We start from the raw sequence: 21491 nt of genomic DNA on the forward strand, positions 1-21491 counted from the left end.
GCCAGGTTGGCGTACGCATCCGAGGAGGTAATCCACAGCATGAGCACTCTGCTTTCCCGGAAGAGGGTCGTCGGCGGTCTGCTGGCCGCCGGAGTACTCACGGTGGGGCTGGCGGCTCCGGCCGTGGCGTTCGCGGAGGACGCGACACCCGCCCCGACCCCGTCGACCTCGGCCGAGCGTGACCAGACCGCGCCCGGGCACGACAAGCGCCTGGCGGAGCAGCGCGGCAGGCTCGCCGAGCAGCTCGCCGAGGAACTGGGCGTGCCTCAGGAGAGGGTCGAGGCGGCGCTGGCGAAGATCAAGGAGCAGCACCGGGCCGAGTGGAAGGACCGGGCCGAGCAGCGGGGCAAGGGCAGGCCCGACGCACGGTCGAAGGCCGACCGGCAGGCCATGCTGAAGGAACGGCTCGACCAGGCGGTCTCGGACGGCAAGCTGACCCGGGAGCAGGCCGACGCCATCATCGCGGCGGCGGAGTCGGGGGTCTTCCCGGCCTGGGGCGGCGGGCCCGGTGCGGGTGGCCCGAAGCACGGCGGCCCGGCCGACGCGCCGGCCGACGGCGCCGAGTCGGACACCCCGGCCGGCAAGTAGTCCCGGGGCGGTACTCCGGGCCACCGGGTCGCGCGTCTCGTCGGCGCGCGGCCCGGCACCCCGAGCCGGCCGGCACGACGGTGCCGGGGCCCGGCCTAGAGCAGACCCAGGTAGCGCTGCCGCTCGTACGGGGTGACCTCGCGGCGGTACTGCTCCCACTCGGCGCGCTTGTTGCGCAGGAAGAAGTCGAAGACGTGCTCGCCGAGCACCTCGGCGACCAGTTCCGAGCCGGACATCACGTCGATCGCCTCGGCGAGGTTCTCCGGCAGCGACTCGTACCCCATCGCCTTGCGCTCGGCGTTGGAGAGCGACCAGACGTCGTCCTCGGCGCCCGGCGGCAGCTCGTAGCCCTCCTCGATCCCCTTGAGGCCGGCGCCGAGCAGCACCGCGAACGCCAGGTAGGGGTTGGTCGCCGAGTCGGGTGAGCGGACCTCCACCCGGGCCGAGTTCGGCTTGCCGTACGCCGGCACCCGGACCAGCGCGGAGCGGTTCAGGTGCCCCCAGCAGACGTACGCCGGGGACTCGGTGATCCGGTCCGGCAGCGCCTGCGGGAAGAGCCGCTTGTAGGAGTTGACCCACTGGTTGGTGACCGCGGTGTATTCCCGGGCGTGCACCAGCAGGCCGGCGATGAACGCCTTGCCGACCTTGGAGAGCTTCATCGGGTCACTGGCGTCGTGGAAGGCGTTGCGCTCCCCCTCGAAGAGCGACAGGTGGGTGTGCATCCCGCTGCCCGGCTGGTCGGTGAAGGGCTTGGGCATGAAGCTGGCCCGTACCCCGGTGGAGAGGGCGACCTCCTTGACCATGTGCCGGAAGGTCATGATGTTGTCGGCCGTGGTGAGCGCGTCGGCGTAGCGCAGGTCGATCTCCTGCTGGCCGGGCGCGACCTCGTGGTGGCTGAACTCGACCGAGATGCCGATCCGCTCCAGCGCCAGCACGGCCTGCCGGCGGAAGTCCCGGGCCACCGCGTGGGTGGTGTGCTCGAAGTAGCCGCCGGAGTCGACCGGGACCGGCAGCGAGCCGTCGTTGGGGCCGTTCTCCAGCAGGAAGAACTCGATCTCGGGGTGGGTGTAGAAGGTGAAGCCCTTCTCGGCGGCCCGGGACAGCGCCCGGCGCAGCACGTGCCGCGGGTCGGCCCAGGAGGGGCTGCCGTCGGGGAGCAGGATGTCGCAGAACATCCGGGCGCTCTCGCCGGAGACGCCGCCCTCGAACGGGAAGACCTGGAAGGTGGTGGGGTCGGGCATCGCGACCATGTCCGACTCGAAGACCCGGGCGAAGCCCTCGATGGCGGAACCGTCGAAGCCGATCCCCTCGTCGAAGGCCGCCTCCAGCTCGGCCGGGGCCACCGAGACGCTCTTCAGCGTGCCGAGCACGTCGGTGAACCACAACCGGACGAAACGGATGTCACGCTCTTCCAGCGTGCGGAGCACGAACTCCTGCTGACGGTCCACCTCAACCCCTCGCACACTCTGTTCGGACCGGCCCAGCCGGCGCACGGCCTAGCGGTCCAGTCTTCACCGGTTCCGTTACGCGGACGTTACGTGAACTAGACCGGTACCGATGCGCGGGCTGGCGCGGCCTGCGTACTTCCTGGGCGTTCGTCCCAAACATAGCCCGCGGACCCTCCCCGGCGCGCGCCGGGCGGGTGCCGCGGTGGGTGAGCGCCGCCACGGCCGGCGCCGGCCGCCGTGCCGAGCCCGACGGGGCCGGCTGCGGCAAGATGGAGTCATGCCGACCTTGCGCATCGCCTTGGCCCAGGTCAACCCCACCGTCGGGGACATCGCCGGCAACGCGGCGCTGATCCGCCAGCGGTCCCGGGACGCCGCCGGAGCCGGCGCGCATCTCGTGGCCTTCCCGGAGATGGTGCTGACCGGATATCCGGTCGAGGACCTGGTCTTCCGGGACTCCTTCGTCGCCGCCTCCCGGGCCGCCCTCGACCGGCTCGCCGCCGACCTCGCCGCCGACGGGCTCGGCGGGCTGCCGGTGCTGGTCGGCTACCTCGACGCCGACGGACCGGCCAGCGCCAACGCCGAGGCCACCCCGACCCGGGGGCCGCGCAACGCGCTCGGCGTGCTGCACGGCGGACGGGTGGTGGCCCGCTACTTCAAGCACCACCTGCCGAACTACGGCGTCTTCGACGAGGACCGCTACTTCGTCCCGGGCGACAGCCTGACGGTGGTCCGGATCGGCGGCGTCGACGTCGCGCTGACGGTCTGCGAGGACCTGTGGCAGGCCGGCGGCCCGTTCACGGTCGCCCGCCGCGCCGGGGTCGGGCTGGTCGTCAACATCAACGGCTCGCCGTACGAACTGAACAAGGACGACGTACGCCTGCCGCTGGTCCGCCGCCGGGCCGCCGAGGCCGAGGCGACCGTCGCGTACGTCAACATGGTCGGCGGCCAGGACGAGCTGGTCTTCGACGGAGACTCGATGATCGTCGCCGCCGACGGCACCCTGCTGGCCCGCGCCCCGCAGTTCGTCGAGCAGCTGCTCCTGCACGACCTCGACCTGCCCGAGGGCCGCGCCGACCTGCCCGAGGGCCGCGCCGACGCGGCCACCGGCACCGAGCCGGCCCGACCGGCGCCGGCCGACGCGCGGGCGGAGATGGCCGTCACCCGGGTCCGGGTCAGCGACGGACTGCCCGCCCCGACCGGCCCCCGGGCCACCGGCGGGGTGACCGAGCCGGTGGTCGACGAGGGCGAGGTGTGGCAGGCCCTGGTGCTCGGGCTGCGCGACTACGTCGACAAGAACGGCTTCCGCTCGGTGGTGCTCGGCCTCTCCGGCGGCATCGACTCCGCGCTGGTCGCCGCGATCGCGGTGGACGCGCTCGGCCCGGCTCGGGTGGTCGGGGTCTCGATGCCGAGCCAGCACTCGTCGGAACACTCCCTCGACGACGCCGCCGACCTGGCCAAGCGGACCGGGCTGGACTACCGGGTCGAGCCGATCCAGCCGATGGTCGACGGCTTCCTGGCCAACCTGTCGCTCTCCGGGATGGCGGTGGAGAACCTCCAGGCCCGGGTACGCGGGGTGCTGCTGATGGCGCTGTCGAACCAGGAGGGCCACCTCGTGCTCACCACCGGCAACAAGAGTGAGCTGGCGGTCGGCTACTCCACCCTCTACGGCGACTCGGTCGGCGGGTTCAACCCGCTCAAGGACGTCTGGAAGAGCCTGGTCTGGAAGCTGGCGAACTGGCGCAACGCGGAGGCCGGGCGGCGCGGCGAGACCCCGCCGATCCCGGAGAACTCGATCCGGAAGCCGCCGAGCGCCGAGCTGAGCCCCGGCCAGCTCGACACCGACACCCTGCCGGACTACTCGATCCTCGACGCGATCCTGGTCGGCTACGTCGACGGCGACCAGGGCCGGGACGACCTGGTCGCGGCCGGGCACGATCCGGAGGTGGTGGACAAGGTGCTCCGGATGGTGGACATCGCCGAATACAAGCGCCGGCAGTCCGCGCCCGGACCGAAAATCTCGATCAAGGCGTTCGGTCGAGACCGCCGGGTGCCGATCACCAACCGGTGGCGCGAGCGTCCCTGACCGCTTCGGCGAGGCCGGTCTCCCCGGTGTGAAAACCTGCACTCTTCCCTGCCGTACCCGCACCTGACGGTGGGACGATCGGCAGTGACCCGGGGACCGCGAACGCGGCCTCGAGGCGAGAGGAGACGACGATGTCCGAGCAGCAGATGGCGTCCGCCCCGGCCGAGGTGGCGACGCTGTACGGCGGTCCGGCGACCCGACGGGTACGCGCCCGCGACCTGGTCGCCGCCAAGGAACGCGGTGAGCGGTGGCCGATGCTCACCTCGTACGACCAGTACACTGCCGCGATCTTCGAGGAGGCCGGGATTCCGGTGCTCCTGGTCGGCGACTCGGCGGCGAACAACGTCTTCGGGCACGAGACGACGGTGCCGGTCACCATCGACGACCTGCTCCCGCTGGTCCGCGCGGTGGTACGCGCCACCAGCTACCCGCTGGTCGTCGGCGACCTGCCGTTCGGCTCGTACGAGGAGGGGCCGACCCAGGCGCTGCGCACCGCCGTACGGTTCATGAAGGAGGGCGGCTGCCACGCGGTGAAGCTGGAGGGCGGCCGGCAGGTGGCCGAGCAGATCCGGGCGATCACCGGGGCCGGCATCCCGGTGATGGCGCACATCGGCTTCACCCCGCAGCGGGAGCACACCATCGGCGGCTACCGGGTGCAGGGCCGGGGCGACGCCGCCGACGAGGTGGTGGCGGACGCGCTCGCGGTCGCCGAGGCCGGGGCGTTCTCGGTCGTCCTGGAGATGGTGCCGGGCGAGGTGGCCAAGCGGATCACGCACGAGCTGGCGATACCCACCATCGGGATCGGGGCCGGCCCGGACACCGACGCCCAGGTGCTGGTCTGGCAGGACATGGCCGGGCTGCGCTCCGGCCGGATGCCCCGGTTCGTGAAGCGCTACGCCGACCTGCACGGCACGCTCGCCGAGGCGACCCGGCGGTTCGCCGCCGAGGTCCGGGAGGCCGAGTTCCCCACCGCCGAGCACACCTTCTGAGTCCTGACCGCCCCGGGAGGGCCGCCCCCGGGTGGCTCTCCCGACGGGCCGGATCGGCCACCGCCGGGCTCAGACGTCGGTGACCCGGACTCCGGCGTGCGCCTTGTAACGCTTGTTGATCGCGATCAGGTTGGCGGTGAACGCCTCGATCTGGTGCGCGTTGCGCAGCCGCCCGGCGTAGATGCCGCGCATTCCGGGGATCCGCGCGGCGAGCGCGCCGACCAGCCCGACCAGCTCGCGCTCCTCGGTGCAGATCAGCACGTCCAGCTCGATCCGGTCGACCTCCGGGTCGGCCAGCAGCGGCGCGCTGACGTGGTTGAAGGCCGCGCAGACCCGGGAGTCGGGCAACAGCGCCGCCGCCTGCTGCACGGCGCTGCCCTCCTCGACCCGCAACGGGTACGGCCCCTGCTTGTCGAAGCCGAGCGGGTTGACGCAGTCGACGACCACCTTGCCGGCCAGCGGCTCGCGCAGTCCGGCGACGGTGTCCCGGTGCCCCTCCCAGGGAACGGCGATCACGACCACGTCGGAGCGGCTCGCCACCTCGACGTTGTCGCCGCCGGAGATCGCCGCGTCGGCCGGCATCCCGGGCAGGGTACGGAGTTCCGCCGCCGCCTGCTCCGCCCGGCCCGCCGAGCGGGAACCGATGAGTACCGGCTGACCCGCCCGGGCCAGCCGGTAGGCCAGTCCCCGCCCCTGGTCGCCCGTGCCGCCGATGATCCCGACGGTGAGTCCGGTGACGTCCGGCAGCACGCTCGCGTCATATGCCATGCCGGAATCCTCGCAGACCGTCCGGCGCACCGGCGGCATCGGGCCAGGTTGCGTACCCGGGGGTGTGGCACCGCACCGGAACGCCCCGGAAGGCGTCCCGGTGCGAAGCTCAACCCATCGTCTTCCGGGCGGTCGCCCTGGTGGCCTTCCGCGCCGGCGCCTTGGCCGGAGCCCTCCGCGCCGCGGCCTGCTTGCCGGGCGCCTTCCGGCCGGTGACCTTGCTCGCCGCCGTGCCGGTCCGCTTCGTCGTCGCGGTCGCCCGCTTCGCCGGAGCCTTCTTCGCCGTCGCCCGCTTCGCCGGAGCCTTCGTCGCGGTCGTGCGCTTCGCCGGTGCCTTCTTCGCGGTGGTGCGCTTGGCGGGAGCCTTCTTCGCCGCCGCGGTGGTCCGCTTCGCCGCCGTGGTGGTCTTCCGCGCCGCGGCGGTGGTCTTCTTGCCGGCCGTGGTCCGCTTCGCCGCGGTGGCGGTCTTCTTCGCCGCCGCCGAGGTCGTGCGCTTCGCGGTGCCGGTGGTCTTCTTCGCCGCCGCCGTGGTGCGCTTCGCCGTGCCGGCGCGGCCCGTCGCCGCCCGCGTGGTGGTCTTCGCGGTGGCCTTCTTCGCGGGCGCCCGCTTTGCCGGTGCCTTCTTCGCCGGCGCCTTCTTCGCCGCCGTCGCGCGCTTGGCCGGGGCCTTCTTCGCGGGCGCCTTCTTGGCCACCGACGAACTGGCGGCCTTGCGGGCCGAGGTGCCCTTGCTGGCACCCGCGGTCCGGCTGCGCGCCGCGGTCTTCTTGCCGGCAGCACTTCTCGCTACCGTGCGGGTGGCCCTGGTTGCTTCGGCCATCTGTGTTCCTCCTTGCGGGACATGCTCTCGGGGGTCTCCTCGCGGAGCACCACGGAGTTTCTCGACGCGGGCTGTCGCCGCGCCGGTCTAGCGCTCCTCCCCGGCCCAGCGGGCATCCTCGGCGTCCCACGCTTCGTTGCGCTGCTGCACCCGCTGCAGCGCCTGCTCCGCGTCGGCTCCCGAGGCGTACGGACCGAGCACGTACCTCGCCGGGCAGACGTCGGCACCGGTCTCGACCCGGTGATGACGGATGCACCAGAAGTACTGCACATCACTCCCGCTGTCGCTCATGGGGTAACTGTGCACGGCAAACCGACCAGGCGCTACCGTTTCGCGCAAAATGACAGAGCGACTTCCACAGTAGACCCGATCGGATAACCGTCACCGGGGAAACGGCAAAGTGCCGCCGTACGGGGGAAAGGCATTCTGCGACAAGGGATTCACCGCCGTCAGCGGCCGGGGAACGCGACGAGGACGTGCTGCGCGAGCGCCGGAAAAATTTCCCCCGCCGACCGGCTCCAAGTGCCGCCTCATCAGGCTGACCTGGCACTTCGCGGCGCGGAATGGAGCACAATTCGCGGTGTGGGCGGCATGCGACAGGCGGGTGGGACGGGACGGCTCGGCCGGGTCCTGTCAATCGTCGCGTCGGCCATTCTGCTGCTGCTCGTCGGCAGCGCCGCGTACACCATTATGGGTATGGCGACCGAGCCCTCGATCGAGGAACAGGCCCGACAGGAAGCGGTACGTCAGGCCGCGCTGATCGGTGACGCACTCGTGCACGGCGTCGGTGACAGCGCCGCCGCACTCGGGGAGACCGCCGCGCGGAGCGGACGGGTCGAGGTACTCAGCGTCGACGGCACCGACCGGCGCCGCTCCCCCGGCGTACGGATGGTGTTCCGGGTGCACGTGGCGATGTCCCGGCCCGCGATGGCCGGGCGGAAACAGGCCGAGGTACGGATCTGTTTCCGTCAGGTCGTCGACCAGGAACGGGCGGACTTCTCCCGGGTCGAGGTGCCGTGCCCGGACAGCCTGCTGCCCGGCATGACGCCGACGGCGGCACCGAGCGAGCCGGCCGGCCACCCCGCGCCGGCACCCGGCACCGACCCGGCCGAGGTGCCCAACCCGGCGGACGCGCCCAGCCCGGCCGCCGGACCGGGCGGCTGAACCGGGCGGCTGAACCAGCACCGCGCAGACCGGGCCGATCGGTTCGGCCGGCCGGCGGGTGGTTATGGTCCTCGGCATGGCCGTCCCGGAGTACGTCGCGCGGATCCGCAAGCTCGTCGGGCACGACCTGCTCTGGCTGCCCAGTGTGAGCGCCGTGGTCTGCAACGACGCCGGGGAGCTGCTGCTGGGCCAGCGGGCCGACGACGGGCGCTGGTCGGTCGTCAGCGGCATCGTCGAGCCCGGCGAGCAGCCCGCCGAGGCGCTGGTCCGGGAGGTCTTCGAGGAGACCGGCGTACGGGTGCTGCCGGAGCGGGTGACGAGCATAGTGGCGCGCCCGCACACCTACCCCAACGGCGACCAGTGCCAGTTTCTCAACATCGGCTTCCGGTGCCGGCTGCTCGACGGCGTCGCCCGGGTCAACGACGACGAGTCGGTAGCGGTCGGCTGGTTCGCCCCCGACCGGCTGCCGCCGCTCGACGAGCACGGACGGACCACGATCACGCACGCGCTGGCACCGGCCACCGCCGCCAGCTGGTTCGCCCCGGACTCCTCCGCCCTCTCCCGGGGCGCCCGGACGTGACCTCGGCGGCTGCCGGCCCGCCTACGGCACGCCACCCGCCGCTGACCTGATCCGCCGTCCTCCCCGGCCCGCCTGCGGCGCGTCATCCGGCCGCTGGTCCGACTCCGGATCGCCGCCCGGCGACTGGTCCGGTACGCCGTCGGGTCGCTGTCGCTCCACTCAGGAGCCGGTCGTCCCGGCAGTCGAGGCCGCCGGCCAGGTCAGTCCCGGCCGTTGGGGCCGCCGGCCAGGTCAGTCCCGGCCGTTGGGGCCGCCGACCGGGTCAGTCCCGGCAGTTGAGGTCGCCGGCCGGGTCAGGCCCGCCGGGCGGCTTCGGTCCGCCCGGCCCAGTAGGCGTCGAGGCGGTCGGCCAGCTCGATCGGGTGACCGAGCATCCCGAGGTGCCCGCCGGGCATCTCGTCCGGCTCGATGCCGAGCCGCTCCCGCGCGACGCGGCGGACGAAGTCGGCCGGGAGGAAGCGGTCGTCGCGGTGCAGGAGTACCCGGGTCGGCACGTCGGGCCAGGTCGTCACCGGTACCGGGTCACCGAACGGCTTGTCGGCCTGGTGCCTGCCGCGCCGGAAGACCTCGGTCACCAGGGTTGGCGGAAGGTCGTTGGCGAACAGCGCCGCCATGTCGTCCTCGGCCCGGCCGTCACGGATGTCCTGCTCCCGCCGGGCCTGCGGATAGCCGGTGTTGGCCCACCAGTCGCCGGGCGCCTCGCCGGGCAGTGGTATCTGCGGTCCCAACAGCACCAGCAGTTCCACCGGTGTCCGGTCGCAGACCACCGGGGCGGTGAAGGCACCGAAGGAGTGCGCGACCACCACCAGCCCGCCCCGGTCTGCCGAGCCCGTCCGGTCGGCGATCGCCGCCAGCGCCGCGTCGGCGTATTCGGAGAGGCCGGCGGAGTCGTCGTCGCAGGGCAGGTCGACCGCGACCACGTCATGGCCCCGGGCGCGCAGCTCGGCGGCCAACAGATGCCAGCACCACGAGTCGGCGGCGGCACCGTGGATGAGCAGGTAGGTCGGCGGGGTCGTCCGATCGGCTCCGGTCACCGGTGGGCCGCCAGACCCGGCCCGCCGGCCAGGCCGCCGGCTCCGCCCCGGCGCGGCCTGTCTCCGGGAATCGGCGCCGGTGCCTGGCGTTCGGCCTGCACCTGGATCTCGATCTGCGACCGGTGTGCGGCCGGGTTGTAGACCTCGTCGAGCGGACCCAGCACCGCCCGACCGACGCCGCGTCGCCGGGTCCGGGCGGCCAGCCAGCGAAGCCCGCCCAGGACCACGGCGAGTGCGCCGGCCAGCGCCACGAACGGCACGATCTGCTCCACGACACGGAGTGTAGGTGCGAGCACCGACACTTGCCGATCGCCTCGTTCTCCGGGAGCGACGGGCGGGATCGCGGGATCGCGCGACCGGGGATCGGCGGCCCCCGGGGATCGGCGGAACCGGGGATCGGCGGACCGGCGGGACCGGGGATCGGCAGGTCGGGGCACCCGGTGGGAGCGGCCCGGAAAATCGGTGGCGGAGGGTGGGACGGTGTCGTAGCCTCGCGACACCCGACTCTTCGAGGAGGTCGATGATGGCAGGCAGCATGGTCATTGGCGCAGTAGCCACCACCGCCACGACGCGCGGTCACACCGCGAGCTGACCTCCGGACACTCGCCCCACCGGCTTCCGTCGGCCTCCTGCGCCGGCTGATCCGCCGGCTCCTCGCGTCGTAAGCGGTCCCGCTGGCCGCGGCATCCCCGCGCCGTCAGCCTCTTGCGCCCTGATCCGGCGCTGTCTCTCACCGCTCATTGCGCTGAACCGAGGAGTACCCGTGGATTCCGCTACATCCTTCGAACCGCTGACCGCGGCCGAGGGCGGACCAAGTCATGTCATTCGTACCGGCTCGATCGTGCGGCGTGCCGCCAAGCCCTGGACCGGTACGGTGCACGCCCTGCTGCACCACCTTGAGGAGGTCGGGTTCGCCGGCTCCCCCTGGGTGGTCGGTACCGGCATCGACGACAACGGCAACGAAATGCTGACGTACGTCGAGGGCGACATCATCCACCCCCGGGCCTGGACGGACGAGGGGATCTGGCAGGTCGGCACGCTGCTGCGCGAACTGCACACCGCCACCGCCAGCTTCCGGCCGCCGCCGGACGCCCGGTGGCAGCCGTGGTGGATGCACCGGGAGGGGCCCGACTCGGTGATCGGGCACTGCGACGCCGGGCCGTGGCACATCGTCGCCCGGGCCGGCCGACCGGTGGCGTTCATCGACTGGACCCTGGCCGGGCCGGTCGACCGGCTCGACGAGGTGGCCGCCACGGCGTGGTGGAACGCCCAGTTGCACGACGACGACATCGCCGAACGCCACCGCCTGCCGGATGCGGCGGGCCGGGCCCGGCAGTTGCGGCTGTTCCTGGACGGCTACGAACTGCCGGCGGCAGAGCGGAGCGACCTGGTCAGCCGGATGATCGAGCTGGCGATCCGGGACTGTGCCGCCGAGGCGATCCGGGCCCGGATCACGCCGGAGTCGACCGACCCGGCACCGATCTGGGCACTCGCCTGGCGGGCGCGGGCCGCCGGATGGATGATTCGGCACCGTACCCTGCTCGAACGCGCCGTCCGCGGCGGCTGAGCGATCCGGAGGTCGTCGGCGTGCTGCGCGCGTCGGCGGCCTCCGGCCCCGCCGGCCGTCAGCGCGCCGGAGCCCCGATCGGCTTGCGCATCCGGACCAGCCGCACGGGTACGCCGCCGGCCGGCTCCTCGACCTCCTCGACCGGTACGAAGCCGGCCGCCTCGTAGAGTGGCCGGCCGGCGAGCGTCGACATCAGTTCGAGGGTACGGAATCCCTCGGCGGCGGCCGCTTCCTCACAGCGGGCGAGAATCAGCCGGCCGACGCCACGGCGGGTGCAGTCCGGGTGGGTGTACATCGCGCGGACCTTCGCCGGATCCCGGGCCGGGTCCAGCATCGCAGGATCGCGCCCCTCCGAGTGGTCACCGCCGTAGAGGGTGGCCCGACGACTCCACCCGCCGCAGCCGGCGAGCCTGCCGGCCGCCTCGACCACGAAGTAGGTGCCGTCGTCGATCAGCTGGGTGTCGATGCCCATGATCGAACGGCTGGAGGCGATCTGCGCCGGGTCGAGGAAGCCCTTCTGCAACTCGTTGATCGCGGCGTCGATCAGCGGCAGCAGCTCCGGCAGGTCCGCCCGCCGGGCGAGACGGCTGGTCAGCGTCATGGCCCTCCTCGCAGATGCGCCCCGGTCACGGCCCTGCCCGTTCTGGTGCCTGGCGCGGGTGAGCCCCGGAGGCGTCATTCAATCAGCCCCGCTCCGTGCCCCCGACGGCACCGTCCCGGGGCGCGATCCGGTACGTCATCGACACCAGCAGCACGGTCCGGCCGTCGTGCCGGTGGTCCGGGTTGAGCCGCAACTCGACTCGGCGGCCGTCGATCGTCCTGACCCAGCGGCGTGTCGGAGCCGTGCCGCCGGCTGTTGCGTCCGCCGTGCTCTCGGCCGTACCCTCGCGGACCGGCCACCCGCGTCGCTCAGCCAACTCCCGGTAGAAGCGCTGGATCTCCTGCCTCGGCGGTTCCGAGCCGGCCGGATATGCCCAGACGGTGACGGCTCCGCCGCGCCAGTTCCCGGCGCCGAGGCTCTCGCACGGCTCGGCGTACCGGGTCGACTCCAGTTCCATCCCGGCCGGCGCCCGGGTCAGCAGCGGGTCCGTCGCGAGCCCCGCCGCGAACGCCCGCTCCTCGGCCGCGCAGACCGGACGCCCCGGCGGCTCGGCCATCCGGTGCACCAGCCGCAGTCCGACCACGCAGGCCGCGCCCAGCGCCACCGTGGTGGCCAGCCCGGCCAGGCCCGTCAGCGTCCTTCTGCCCATGACCGCCCCCGCCGTCTGTCCAGGACATGACCTGCTGACGATAGGGGCGGCGGTGTGATGGTGACGTAAATGCTGGTTGCCGTTTGCTGTTGCAGTTTGCTGTTGCTGTTTGACGGGTGCCGAGTGCCGAGTGCCGGGTGCCGAGTGCCGAGTGCCGAGTGCCGAAGGATGGTCGACGCGGGCGTGCCCCGGCCGCTGCCTGTCGAGCTGCCCCGCTTGTGCCTCCGGCCGTCCGCGCCGGCTCGGTCGGAGGTCGTCGCGCGCGTTGACGGTCGGTTCGACCGCCACCACCCCCGCGTCCGACGACTTCAGACGGGCTTCACCGCGTCCGGCACGGCCGGCTCCGTCGGCGTGCGTGCGGCGGCGACGATCTGCTCCAGCGCGGCGGCGTGCCGCTGAAACGCGTGCCGCCCGTGCGGCGTGAGCTGGACGGAGGTACGCCGTGCCCGGCGCTGCTGATCCTTGCGGACGGCCACATATCCGGCCTCGGCCAACGCGGAGACATGCTTGGACAGCGCCGAATCGCTGGTCCCGATCGTGTCGCGCAGGAAGCCGAAATCCACCCAGGTGGCCGGCGCCAGCAGCGCGAGGATCGACAATCGTGCCGGGACGTGCAGAAATTCGTCGAAGCGGGGATCCATCAGACCGGACCGCTCCCGCGCTGCACGATCGCCCGGAAGATCCGCCGGACCAAGGGCGTGATCGCAACGTAGGCGGCGGCGGTGACGGCAGCGGCAAGCGTGCCCTGGGACAACAGCCCTTCCGGTGGCAGGGCCAGCCAGGCCCAGGCGGCGATCCGGGTGATGCCGAACAGCAGCATGAGCCCCGTCGCCAACCCCGCCCAGAACAGTCCCTCCAGAGCGGTGGGCTTCCGCCCTACGAGGCTCCGGTGCTCCTGCACGATGCCCACGCCCAGGAAGAGCCCGAATCCGAGCAGGATGGCGGCGGTACGCCAGGGGTTCTCGAGATCGACGGACACGAGCCCGGCGAAGAGTCCCACCGCTGCCAGCGGGACGTAGGTAGGGGTGAAGCGCTGTCGGACCATCTGCTCGCGAGTCCTGTCCTGCATGCGCCGGATGTCGTCGAGCGAAAGCTGCGCATCGTTCGGGTTCATGGACCCATGATCGATCTTCCGACTACTTTCCCGCAAGGAAAACAGTCGTGGCTTTCCTCACAGGAAAGTAGTCGTTCGGGCGGCGGGCTCCGGGTCGCCAGCGGCTGGGTGAGCGCCCCCGGAGGCCGTCGGTACGCGGTGCACCCAAAGCCTCCGGGGCTCTCGTCGAAGACGCCGACCAGGCAGGTACGGGTCAACTCATGCCGCAGAACTTCGTCCTGCGGCATGTACGCAATCTCATGCAGGACTAGCGAAGTCGCGCAGACCCCCGGAGAGGCTGGCGAGGAGCCGGGGCTGTCTCGCATTGCTACGGTCGAACCGTCCCGACCACGGATCCGGCAACCGAGAAAGGAGAGCCCATGACGACCTACCAGGATCGAGACTCGATTGCAGCCGGTTGCTCGCCGACGGGACCTTCGCGGTGACTCCCGACGACGCGCTGGCGCTGCTTCGCGCGGACCGGGCGGCGCACGACCATCAATCGCTGTTGACGGTGTACAGGGAGGCCGACCACGAGGGGACGCGCCAACTCCGGGACGCTGCTGAGCAACTGCTCGTCAAGAAGGGCGACCGCTGTCCCGTCGGGGCCGTCTGCATCCTGTCCTGGTCCCAGTGGGGCATCTTCGAACGGGACCGCCTCAACCGGCTCGTCAACCGCTACCTCCAGCGGGGTCCCCTGCAACAGCTTGGCCGGGTACTGCAGGCACAGGCCGGCTGTCTCAATCCGATCCAGGTGAAGGCGCTGGAGGCCGTCGCGGCAGGTGACCCGCTGCGACACCTGCCGGTGTGCGCGGCAGTCCTTTCCAACGACGCTTCGACAGGGGCGGTGTGGGAGGCGCTCGCCGCCATTCTGCGGAACTCTACCGATCCGGACGCTTTGGCCGGCGCCTATGACGCCACCGAGCAGGCCGGGGTACACGCGGACTCCCATGAAATCATCCGGTCCCGCCACCTCTCCCGAGCCGAACTGGAAGCCATCGGCGCACGGACCCGGGACCGCAGATCGTTCGCCTAGGGCGTCGCCTTGAGCGGGCAGGGCCTCACGACCCCGGGATGGCCGTCAGGACCATGACCTGGGGTACGACGGACGAGTCGACCCGTACGCCGGGTTATGAAGGTGGAACACGCTCCGACCGGGGGCGGAGCCCGGCGACAACCGCTGTGGGCCGTCGCCGGGTCGCGAAGCCGTGTCGTCGCTACATCCAGGCTGGCGACGTCAGCGCATCATTCGCAACCATTCGCCATCACAAGCAGCTCGGCGAGCCCACCCCAACCCCGACCGGATGAAGCCGAACCCGGCACCGATCCTGGACGCCGTCCGCGAGCTGCACGCCGAACCCGGGATTGCCTCCTGGTCGGCGACTCACTCAGCGACATTCAAGCGGCCCGCGCCGCCGGAGTCGTCGCCATCGGGTATGCCAACAAGCCCGGCAAACGCGAGCGGTTCGGCGCAGCGGACGCGGTCATCGACAGCATGGCCGACCTGGTAGCCGCCTTCGCCGTCGACAAGCTGTAGCACCACCACCCCGTACACGAGCGCCCCGGACGATCATCCCCGGGGCGTTTCTCGTGCCCTCAGTCGACGTGCGGCACCCGCCCCGCGAGGTAGTCCGCGATCTGCCGCCGCATCGTCGGATGGATGTCCAGCCCCGCCAACTCGTCCGGCAGGAACCAGGCAACGTCACTCGCCTCGTCGTTCGGCGCCGGAGCACCACCAATCGGCCGGGCTAGCAGCGTCACCTCGTATTCCTGCCGGACCTCACCATCGGAGTACGCCACGATGTGCCCTGGGTCGGAGTAGACGCCGACGATGCCGGTCACCTCGACCTCGACCCCAGTCTCTTCCAAGGTTTCCCGGACCGCGCACTCTGACGGAGTCTCGCCGATCTCCATCTTGCCCATCGGCAACGCCCACTGGTCAGTGTCGCGCCGCCGTTGCAGCAGGATCGCGCCCTGGTCGTCGACCGCCAGCACCCCGCAGGCAGGAACGAGCGTGTTCGCCTTCGGCGCGTCCGGATCGTTCCAGTGCTCGACACGACCCATCCTCAGACCTCCGTCCCCAGCCACGGCACCGCCGTAGCCCACACCCCGGTCGAAGCTGGCCGCGTAGTGCTCGAACAGCCCGCCACCGTCGACCTTACGGAGATGGAACGTCGGATTGGCCGACGCCGGCTCACCGTACGCATGCGGGTTCGTCAGAATCTCGTCGTCGTACCGGAACAGACTCGCGTAGAGCGTCGTCGGATGAAGCCGAACCTCACACCCGTCCACGCCGGCCAGCTTCCGGTAGTACGTCAACGACGCCCGGATCTTCGCCGCCAGCGTCCCGCCAAGCCCCTCCTCCCGATCCCGGACCGCCACCGCCTCACTCGCCGGGTCACCGAAGCACAGCCGGACCTGCATCCCGGCCGAGAGGCGGTCAGCGAGCATGCGGCCACCCGAGGCCGTGTCTGCGCGAAGAACGTCCCGGAGAACACCAGCACGTCGATCCGCTCCTGGGCCTCAGTGAGCAGCCGTAGCCACGTCTCACGCGGCACCGCCGCCCGATCCGGGAAGACCTCGATCAATTCCGCGCGGCTGGCCTCCTCCCGCTTACCAGCGACGGAGGCGAGCACAGCCGGCCACAGGTACGCCTCTTCCGCACCCAACCGCCGCGCCGTCGCCCACCGATGCCGCCGATGCGGAACCCGGCCGAGGCTGATCCACCGCTCCACCGTCTTCGGATCTACACCGCACTCATCGGCCAGGTCCTCGACGCGCACCCCACGACGAACCATCACCGTCCGCAGACGTTCGTTCATCTCCCCATTTGGACGTTTCCTCCACCGGACGTTTCAAGCCCGTCACAGGACGTTTCCCAACGCCCCCAGACGTCGACCACCAGTCCATCAGGGCGGATGCGCCGTACCCACCAACAGCCGTTGACTACACACCGTCGTACGGAATTGTCCCTGTCCCCGTGCTCGCCGCCATGGCCGCGAGGGCAGGTGAGTACGACACCAACGGTCGGGGTGCGGGTCATCACCCTCTAGCCCGCGCCCCGACCTCCGGGACCGATAGGAGAACGGGACGTGTCCGGACGCCAGCGGTCCAGAGAGTGGCCACCCCGAAACTCGATCACTCCTCGGGCCAGCCAACATCCATCATGGGTGACGGAGCCGGCCGAGCCGGAAGAACGGTTCGTCCTGCACATACCCTTCCGGGCTGCAGACGTAGGAGCAGCCTTCGAAAGAGCGGGATTGGTCGCCGACATCTTCCTGTTCCTCCCCGACTTCGACCGAGGCGAAAGCACCGTCACCTACGAAGGCGACCAAATCAACCACTACCGCGTCATCTGCGATCGACAGTTGCCCAACGGAACCCGCTGCCCCCTTCACCGCTGCCACCCAGGCGAATGCCGTCCTGGCTAGAGGATCATGCGTTCAACGTGTCGATTTGGCGCCAAGTGCGGTCCTTGAGAAAGGCCGGGTAGCGGCAGCCAGAATAGGAGAGGAACACCACTCTTCACCTACGGAATGACCCAATTGTTGACCAGTCACGTGACGACCATGAACTGCGGTTGTTGCCCGACGCCGAAGACTAACTCGCGTAGTCGCGTCGGGCCCTCGATTACAGCGTGAGAGCAGAAAGAGCGGTGGTGATAACCTCTACTGCCTTCTTCACATTCTCACGACTAATAGCTTCGAGCCGAATGTCAACATACACCTGGTAAGTCCCATGGGTTCCCGGACGCCTTGTTACAAACTTGGCGTAAGGCTTCAAAGCATCGTCAAGCCTCCGGTTTAACACCCTACGCATCTGCTCATTTGAGGTATTTTGAAACGCAATCCTACGCTGTGGAATATACTGGGTCTTCAAGAGAGGCATATATCCCTTACCTCTGAAGCGCTTGTCTTGCCACTCAAAACTGATCTCCCATGTCCCGGCACTTGAAATGAAGGAGGTTGCAGACCTCACCGGGACCGGTCGGCTGGAGAGGGAAGAGATCAGCTCAGCAATAAATTCATCTTTATCGAGAGAGGCCTCCGCGCTCGTATGCAACAACGAAGCTTCTACGTCCTTCAATTGTTGGATAATGGGAGTAAAGCTGCGGATACGTTCTGCAGAATTCCACACGGTTGAAATCTCGTACAGAGCAGCCAGCGAGAGCGCGCTAGAGCTATCGAAGCCTTTCCGGAACGCCGAGTCCCTCAAGCGTTCGGCGTTGCCATCCAGATCCACGGGATTCGGATCCTGGCCGGTGACACTGTAATACAGTAATTGCCCAAAGGAAAAAACATCTAACGCCGGGGTTTTCGCAAGAGCCGCCTTCGGGTCATAACTAAAGAACTGCTCTGGCGCGGCGTAATGAACGACACCCATAGCCGTCTTGGTGGCCCTCTGAGTGTTTGTGCTAAACCACGCCAAGTCAAAGTCGGTTAGAAATGGCTTCCAAGTGCCATCTTCCTGAAGCTCACAGACGATATTCTCTGGCTTGATATCCCTATGAATCACATCGTGCCTGTGGGCATAATCTATGGCATCCGCTATTTGTACTAGGATGCGGAGAAGGTCAACGGGCTCCATGAAGGCATGAAGTTCAAGGGTCCGCAGGTTCGGACCATCGATGTAATCCATCACGAAACCGGTCGGACACCTGCTATAACGATAGACACCGACGATCTGCGGGTGGGCGAGCATTCGCATGGCGTCATAGCCATTCTCGAAGCGTCGAGATTTTGCGCCGTCATAGTTTTCATGCGGATGGTAGATCTTCAGTGCGACACGCTTGCCCGAATCGCGATCCACGACTTTCCAGACGGCACCGAATCCGCCTTCGCCGATTCGTTCCTCCAACTCTCCTTCGGGAATCCTCGTTCCTTCCTCAACGTATCCAAGCTCGATGCGATACCGAAGCAATGTTTGGAGTGATTTCTTGAACTGCACCCTCCCTTCGAGGCCGGGAATCGCAGCTTTCTTTGTAAACCATTTATCAATTGTTTCAAGTTTACGACTACACTCGCCATGCCCAATGGTACGCCATTCGTCCGGAGTAAACTTTGATTTGAAGGCAGCGTATTCGTCAATTAGTCCAGCCGCCGCCCGTTCGATCTCACGGAATTCGTCCTCTGGAAGCGGAGGAGGCAATGCAGGCGTTAATCCCGTTCCGATAAGTAAACGTCCTGCGACATGTCCACCAAATACAGGCTTCTGGCGCTCGTCTCCGTACGGACCGTGACTTGACATATTCCGCGACACAAAGTCGTACAAGGTATTAGCGGTCAAATTCCCTTGATGGTCGACCGCCTCGCCGATCAGTCCTTGGAGGAGGTAGTAGGTAAAGATCCCATGACCAGAGTTTCGCTCCTCCCAAGCTAGCTGATCACTCAAGCATGCGGCCATTACTGCCACAGATCGCACACCCGGACGGAGCGCATCCAGGATATCCGGATTCAGTAATGAACGAAAATTATAAATGGCCGACTGGACAACAGCTGCAGTTCCAGAATGACAGCAGTCCAAGATCAAAAGATTCCCGTCATCCTCCTTGCCAGACGAGAGAAGTTCAACAAGCTTCCGAAGTTCTAGCCCTTCATCGAATTCGGCGTTGTCGTGGGTGACGAGGTAAGTACCGAAGTCAGTAGCAACGCCATGGCCAGAGAAATAGAATAAAACCGATTCGAAGCCACCAGATTTTGCCTCCAATACGGCTCTGATCACGGCAGCCTTCGTGGCTTCTTCGTTCGTAATTGCATGAACAAAGTAGCCGTATTCTTCCATGGCTAACACGGCCGAGAGCGCGCTTACATCATTAACACTACAGTTCAATTTTGCCCAGCGGCCAGAATAGTCATCGATCCCTACAAGCACCGCAATCTTTTTCGGCAAGACCCACTCCCAGTGATCGGACGCTGTGACGAAGTTACTATCCATCTCCCTAGATCGGTACCGCCATAGGACTCTCCTCGAGCCCCTCCGAAAGGCCGACCTGGGGCCGGGCATTCCGGGACAGCACGCCAATAAGTGCAACAATCGACATCGGCGTAGGCGTCCCAGTTGCCGAATCGCTCTTTCCTTGATCAAGGCACCGCGCTCCGCGCGGTGCGGGGCGGCAAGCCCGGCCGGCGGCACGCCGCCCCGGCCGCCTACGGCGCCGGGGCGGAAAGCCACCGACAGCCGCCGGGGCGCCGCCCCAAACGGCCAGAGAAGCCCGTCCCAGCAAGGCCGTGACGGAAGCCGGCAGGGCTGGACGCCGTCGAGCGCTTGGCTTCCGACTGCCGCGCCAGTCCAAACCCCGGACTGGCTTGGGCCGTCTGGGCCGCCACCGGGCCGTCAGACGCCACCCAAGGGTGACCAAGGTCAACCAACGACACCAGGCGAAGAAGCAGGTCACGGCCGTGATCAGGACCGTGACCTGTAGTACGACGGACGAGTCGACCTGTACGCCGGATTTTGTGCCCGGCACGCACCGTTGCCGGTGGTGCCGGCGGCGGTCATCCATCTCGGCCTACCGTTGCCGGCAGGCTCCAGCGGCCTACCCGCAGACATCGGGCGGGCCGCCCTCGAACGCCTGCGCGGGCCGTTGCCTTTCGGCGATGGCCCTTTCTTGGCCTTGCTCCGGGTGGGGTTTACCGAGCCATCCCGGTCACCCGGGATGCTGGTGGGCTCTTACCCCACCGTTTCACCCTTACCGAACCGGTCAATCAACGCGTTTCCGCGTAAACCACCCGCCCGGCGGTCTGTTTTCTGTGGCACTTTCCCGCGGGTCACCCCGGGTTGCCGTTAGCAACCACCCTGCCCTGTGGAGTCCGGACGTTCCTCGGCGGCGGGCTCGCGGCCCGCCGACGCGACCGCCCGGTCGACTCGTCCGTCGCGTACCCAATGGTAGCGATGATCCCGAAGAGCGATCCACCCGGCCGCTCCCGGGTACGCCTCGGGGAATCCGGCAGGCCACCGAGCGGCCGGGAACGGCGCGCGATTAGCCTCGACAGGTTATGGATTTTCCCGAGGCGCTGCTACTGCTCGCTGCCGGGCTCGCCGCGGGCGTGGTCAACGCGGTGGCCGGCGGCGGTTCGCTGATCACCTTTCCCGCCATGATCGCGGTCGGGCTGCCGCCGATCCCGGCGAACGTGAGCAACTCGATGTCGGTCTGCCCCGGCTATCTGGCCAGCGTGTGGGGCAGCCGGGCCGACCTTCCGGACCGGCGCTGGCTGCTCCGGCTGGTCCCCGGCACCGTGCTGGGCACCGCCGCCGGGTGCGCGCTGCTGCTCTCCACCCCGGCCCGGGCGTTCGAGCTGGTCGTACCGTTCCTGGTGCTGGGTGCGACCGCCGTACTGGCGTTCCAGGACCAGCTTCGCCGCCTCGTCGGCCAGCCCAGCAGGCCCCTGGAGAGCGGCCGACCCGTCGCGGCCGTAGCCGGCTACCGGGCCGCCGCGGGCGGGACGGTGCTGCGGAGTACCTCCCGGCAGACCCTCGCGCTGCACACCATGGTCGTGGTCGGCGCTGTCTACGGTGGATACTTCGGTGCCGCGCTCGGGGTGATGCTGGTGGCCGGGCTGGCGCTGGTGCTGGACGAGACGCTGACCCGGGTCACCGCGATCAAGAACGTACTCTCCGCAGTGGTCGGGCTGACCACGATCGTCGCCTTCGCCGCGTTCGGCCCGGTGAACTGGACCGCCGTCGCGGTGGTCGCCCCGGCGACCGTCATCGGCGGGTACGCGGGTGCGCGGCTCGTCCGCCGAATGGCACCGGATCTGCTCAAGACCGTGATCGTGCTCTTCGGTACGGCGATCGGCCTGCTGCTGCTCTACCGCTCCTGGACCTGACCCGGAAGCAGGGGGCAGGTCGCCGGGTCAGTGCCTGCTGCGTTGCGCGGGATAGCGTCGGCGGACCTCGGTCAGCATCCAGCCGAAGAACGCCAACTCCAGCAGCCCGAAAGCACCGACCAGCACCATTTCGATCATCTGCCGCACCTCCGGTCCGGATCGACTCGCGGGTCGCTTCCTTCCACGCTAGCAACACCCACCGCCCGGCACCCGGCAAGAGAGCCCCGCGACCAGGTCGGCGTACCCGATGGGTTGCCTGCGCTGGCCACGGGGATCTCCCC

Annotated in this window: 22 protein-coding genes and 1 other RNA gene; 10 read left to right on the plus strand and 13 right to left on the minus strand. The window is 69.1% G+C overall.

The features are described 5' to 3' along the window. Nucleotides 1-39 precede the first annotated feature (39 nt). The gene (locus C6W10_RS27190; RefSeq protein WP_107261694.1) at nt 40-588 is read left to right on the plus strand and encodes a hypothetical protein; all 549 of its coding nucleotides are present in this window, start codon (nt 40-42) and stop codon (nt 586-588) included. 95 nt (nt 589-683) lie between these two features. Here the strand turns inward: C6W10_RS27190 and glnA are convergent, their stop codons facing one another. After that, nucleotides 684-2036, minus strand: coding sequence for a type I glutamate--ammonia ligase (glnA, locus tag C6W10_RS27195; protein WP_107261696.1), 1353 nt, complete (start codon nt 2034-2036; stop codon nt 684-686). A gap of 277 nt (nt 2037-2313) precedes the next feature. Between glnA and C6W10_RS27200 the strand changes: the two genes are divergently transcribed. Together C6W10_RS27200 and panB are read left to right on the plus strand one after the other, a co-directional pair. Continuing rightward, the gene (locus tag C6W10_RS27200; protein ID WP_107261698.1) at nt 2314-4119 is read left to right on the plus strand and encodes an NAD+ synthase; all 1806 of its coding nucleotides are present in this window, start codon (nt 2314-2316) and stop codon (nt 4117-4119) included. 131 nt (nt 4120-4250) lie between these two features. Beyond that, entirely contained in the window at nt 4251-5108 is an 858-nt protein-coding gene (gene panB / locus C6W10_RS27205; RefSeq protein WP_369930896.1) for a 3-methyl-2-oxobutanoate hydroxymethyltransferase, read from the plus strand. Nucleotides 5109-5177: 69 nt separating this feature from the next. On the opposite strand, the gene npdG is transcribed toward panB, so the two are convergent. Next, nucleotides 5178-5876: an NADPH-dependent F420 reductase gene (gene npdG, locus C6W10_RS27210; protein WP_107261700.1), complete on the minus strand. Its 699-nt coding sequence runs from the start codon at nt 5874-5876 to the stop codon at nt 5178-5180. Nucleotides 5877-6016: 140 nt separating this feature from the next. On the opposite strand from npdG, the gene C6W10_RS37530 reads away from it, so the two are divergent. Then, the gene (locus C6W10_RS37530; protein ID WP_159104764.1) at nt 6017-6787 is read left to right on the plus strand and encodes a hypothetical protein; all 771 of its coding nucleotides are present in this window, start codon (nt 6017-6019) and stop codon (nt 6785-6787) included. On the opposite strand, the gene C6W10_RS27220 is transcribed toward C6W10_RS37530, so the two are convergent. Next, complete coding sequence (locus tag C6W10_RS27220; protein ID WP_107261704.1) at nt 6784-6987, minus strand: hypothetical protein; 204 nt, start codon at nt 6985-6987, stop codon at nt 6784-6786. The genes C6W10_RS37530 and C6W10_RS27220 overlap by 4 nt on opposite strands. 291 nt (nt 6988-7278) lie before the next feature. On the opposite strand from C6W10_RS27220, the gene C6W10_RS27225 reads away from it, so the two are divergent. Then, on the plus strand, nt 7279-7860 hold the full coding sequence (locus tag C6W10_RS27225; RefSeq protein WP_159104765.1) for a hypothetical protein: 582 nt from the start codon (nt 7279-7281) through the stop codon (nt 7858-7860). Between the two features lie 76 nt (nt 7861-7936). Continuing rightward, complete coding sequence (locus C6W10_RS27230) at nt 7937-8440, plus strand: NUDIX domain-containing protein (RefSeq protein WP_107264328.1); 504 nt, start codon at nt 7937-7939, stop codon at nt 8438-8440. Between the two features lie 293 nt (nt 8441-8733). Here C6W10_RS27230 and C6W10_RS38805 read toward each other — a convergent pair whose 3' ends face one another. Both C6W10_RS38805 and C6W10_RS38810 read right to left on the minus strand, forming a co-directional pair. Continuing rightward, entirely contained in the window at nt 8734-9474 is a 741-nt protein-coding gene (locus C6W10_RS38805) for an alpha/beta fold hydrolase (RefSeq protein ID WP_107261708.1), read from the minus strand. Next, nucleotides 9471-9746, minus strand: coding sequence for a hypothetical protein (locus tag C6W10_RS38810; protein ID WP_234361447.1), 276 nt, complete (start codon nt 9744-9746; stop codon nt 9471-9473). The genes C6W10_RS38805 and C6W10_RS38810 overlap by 4 nt, the downstream gene beginning before the upstream one ends. A 491-nt stretch (nt 9747-10237) precedes the next feature. Here C6W10_RS38810 and C6W10_RS27245 point away from each other — a divergent pair, with 491 nt between their 5' ends. After that, a complete protein-coding gene (locus tag C6W10_RS27245; RefSeq protein ID WP_199853147.1) occupies nt 10238-11041 on the plus strand; it encodes an aminoglycoside phosphotransferase family protein in 804 nt (267 codons plus the stop codon). Nucleotides 11042-11099: 58 nt separating this feature from the next. On the opposite strand, the gene C6W10_RS27250 is transcribed toward C6W10_RS27245, so the two are convergent. From C6W10_RS27250 to C6W10_RS27265, 4 genes are all read right to left on the minus strand, one after another. After that, nucleotides 11100-11642: a GNAT family N-acetyltransferase gene (locus tag C6W10_RS27250; RefSeq protein ID WP_107261710.1), complete on the minus strand. Its 543-nt coding sequence runs from the start codon at nt 11640-11642 to the stop codon at nt 11100-11102. Nucleotides 11643-11724: 82 nt separating this feature from the next. After that, nucleotides 11725-12291 carry a hypothetical protein gene (locus tag C6W10_RS27255; protein ID WP_107261712.1) on the minus strand — a complete coding sequence of 189 codons (567 nt, stop codon included), beginning with the start codon at nt 12289-12291 and terminating at the stop codon, nt 11725-11727. Nucleotides 12292-12599: 308 nt separating this feature from the next. After that, nucleotides 12600-12932 (minus strand): transcriptional regulator, encoded by a 333-nt coding sequence (locus C6W10_RS27260; protein WP_107261713.1) that lies wholly within the window; start codon nt 12930-12932, stop codon nt 12600-12602. After that, nucleotides 12932-13405 carry a hypothetical protein gene (locus C6W10_RS27265; RefSeq protein WP_107261715.1) on the minus strand — a complete coding sequence of 158 codons (474 nt, stop codon included), beginning with the start codon at nt 13403-13405 and terminating at the stop codon, nt 12932-12934. The genes C6W10_RS27260 and C6W10_RS27265 overlap by 1 nt, the downstream gene beginning before the upstream one ends. Nucleotides 13406-13826: 421 nt before the next feature. On the opposite strand from C6W10_RS27265, the gene C6W10_RS27270 reads away from it, so the two are divergent. Both C6W10_RS27270 and C6W10_RS38815 read left to right on the plus strand, forming a co-directional pair. After that, on the plus strand, nt 13827-14420 hold the full coding sequence (locus tag C6W10_RS27270) for a hypothetical protein (protein ID WP_159104766.1): 594 nt from the start codon (nt 13827-13829) through the stop codon (nt 14418-14420). A gap of 96 nt (nt 14421-14516) precedes the next feature. After that, entirely contained in the window at nt 14517-14921 is a 405-nt protein-coding gene (locus tag C6W10_RS38815; RefSeq protein ID WP_234361448.1) for an HAD family hydrolase, read from the plus strand. 59 nt (nt 14922-14980) lie between these two features. Here C6W10_RS38815 and C6W10_RS38820 read toward each other — a convergent pair whose 3' ends face one another. The 4 genes from C6W10_RS38820 to rnpB all read right to left on the minus strand — a co-directional run bounded on the left by C6W10_RS38820 (nt 14981) and on the right by rnpB (nt 20251). Next, a complete protein-coding gene (locus C6W10_RS38820; protein WP_234361449.1) occupies nt 14981-15766 on the minus strand; it encodes an NUDIX domain-containing protein in 786 nt (261 codons plus the stop codon). Nucleotides 15767-16548: 782 nt separating this feature from the next. Then, a complete protein-coding gene (locus C6W10_RS27290; protein ID WP_159104767.1) occupies nt 16549-16791 on the minus strand; it encodes a hypothetical protein in 243 nt (80 codons plus the stop codon). Nucleotides 16792-17014: 223 nt separating this feature from the next. Next, entirely contained in the window at nt 17015-19318 is a 2304-nt protein-coding gene (locus C6W10_RS27295; RefSeq protein ID WP_159104768.1) for a protein kinase, read from the minus strand. A gap of 492 nt (nt 19319-19810) precedes the next feature. Further along, an RNA gene (rnpB, locus tag C6W10_RS27300) (RNase P RNA component class A) lies at nt 19811-20251 on the minus strand. 128 nt (nt 20252-20379) lie between these two features. On the opposite strand from rnpB, the gene C6W10_RS27305 reads away from it, so the two are divergent. After that, complete coding sequence (locus C6W10_RS27305) at nt 20380-21210, plus strand: sulfite exporter TauE/SafE family protein (RefSeq protein WP_107261723.1); 831 nt, start codon at nt 20380-20382, stop codon at nt 21208-21210. Nucleotides 21211-21491 lie beyond the last annotated feature (281 nt).

Origin of the sequence: Plantactinospora sp. BB1, assembly GCF_003030385.1 — a bacterium.
Lineage (GTDB): Bacteria > Actinomycetota > Actinomycetes > Mycobacteriales > Micromonosporaceae > Plantactinospora.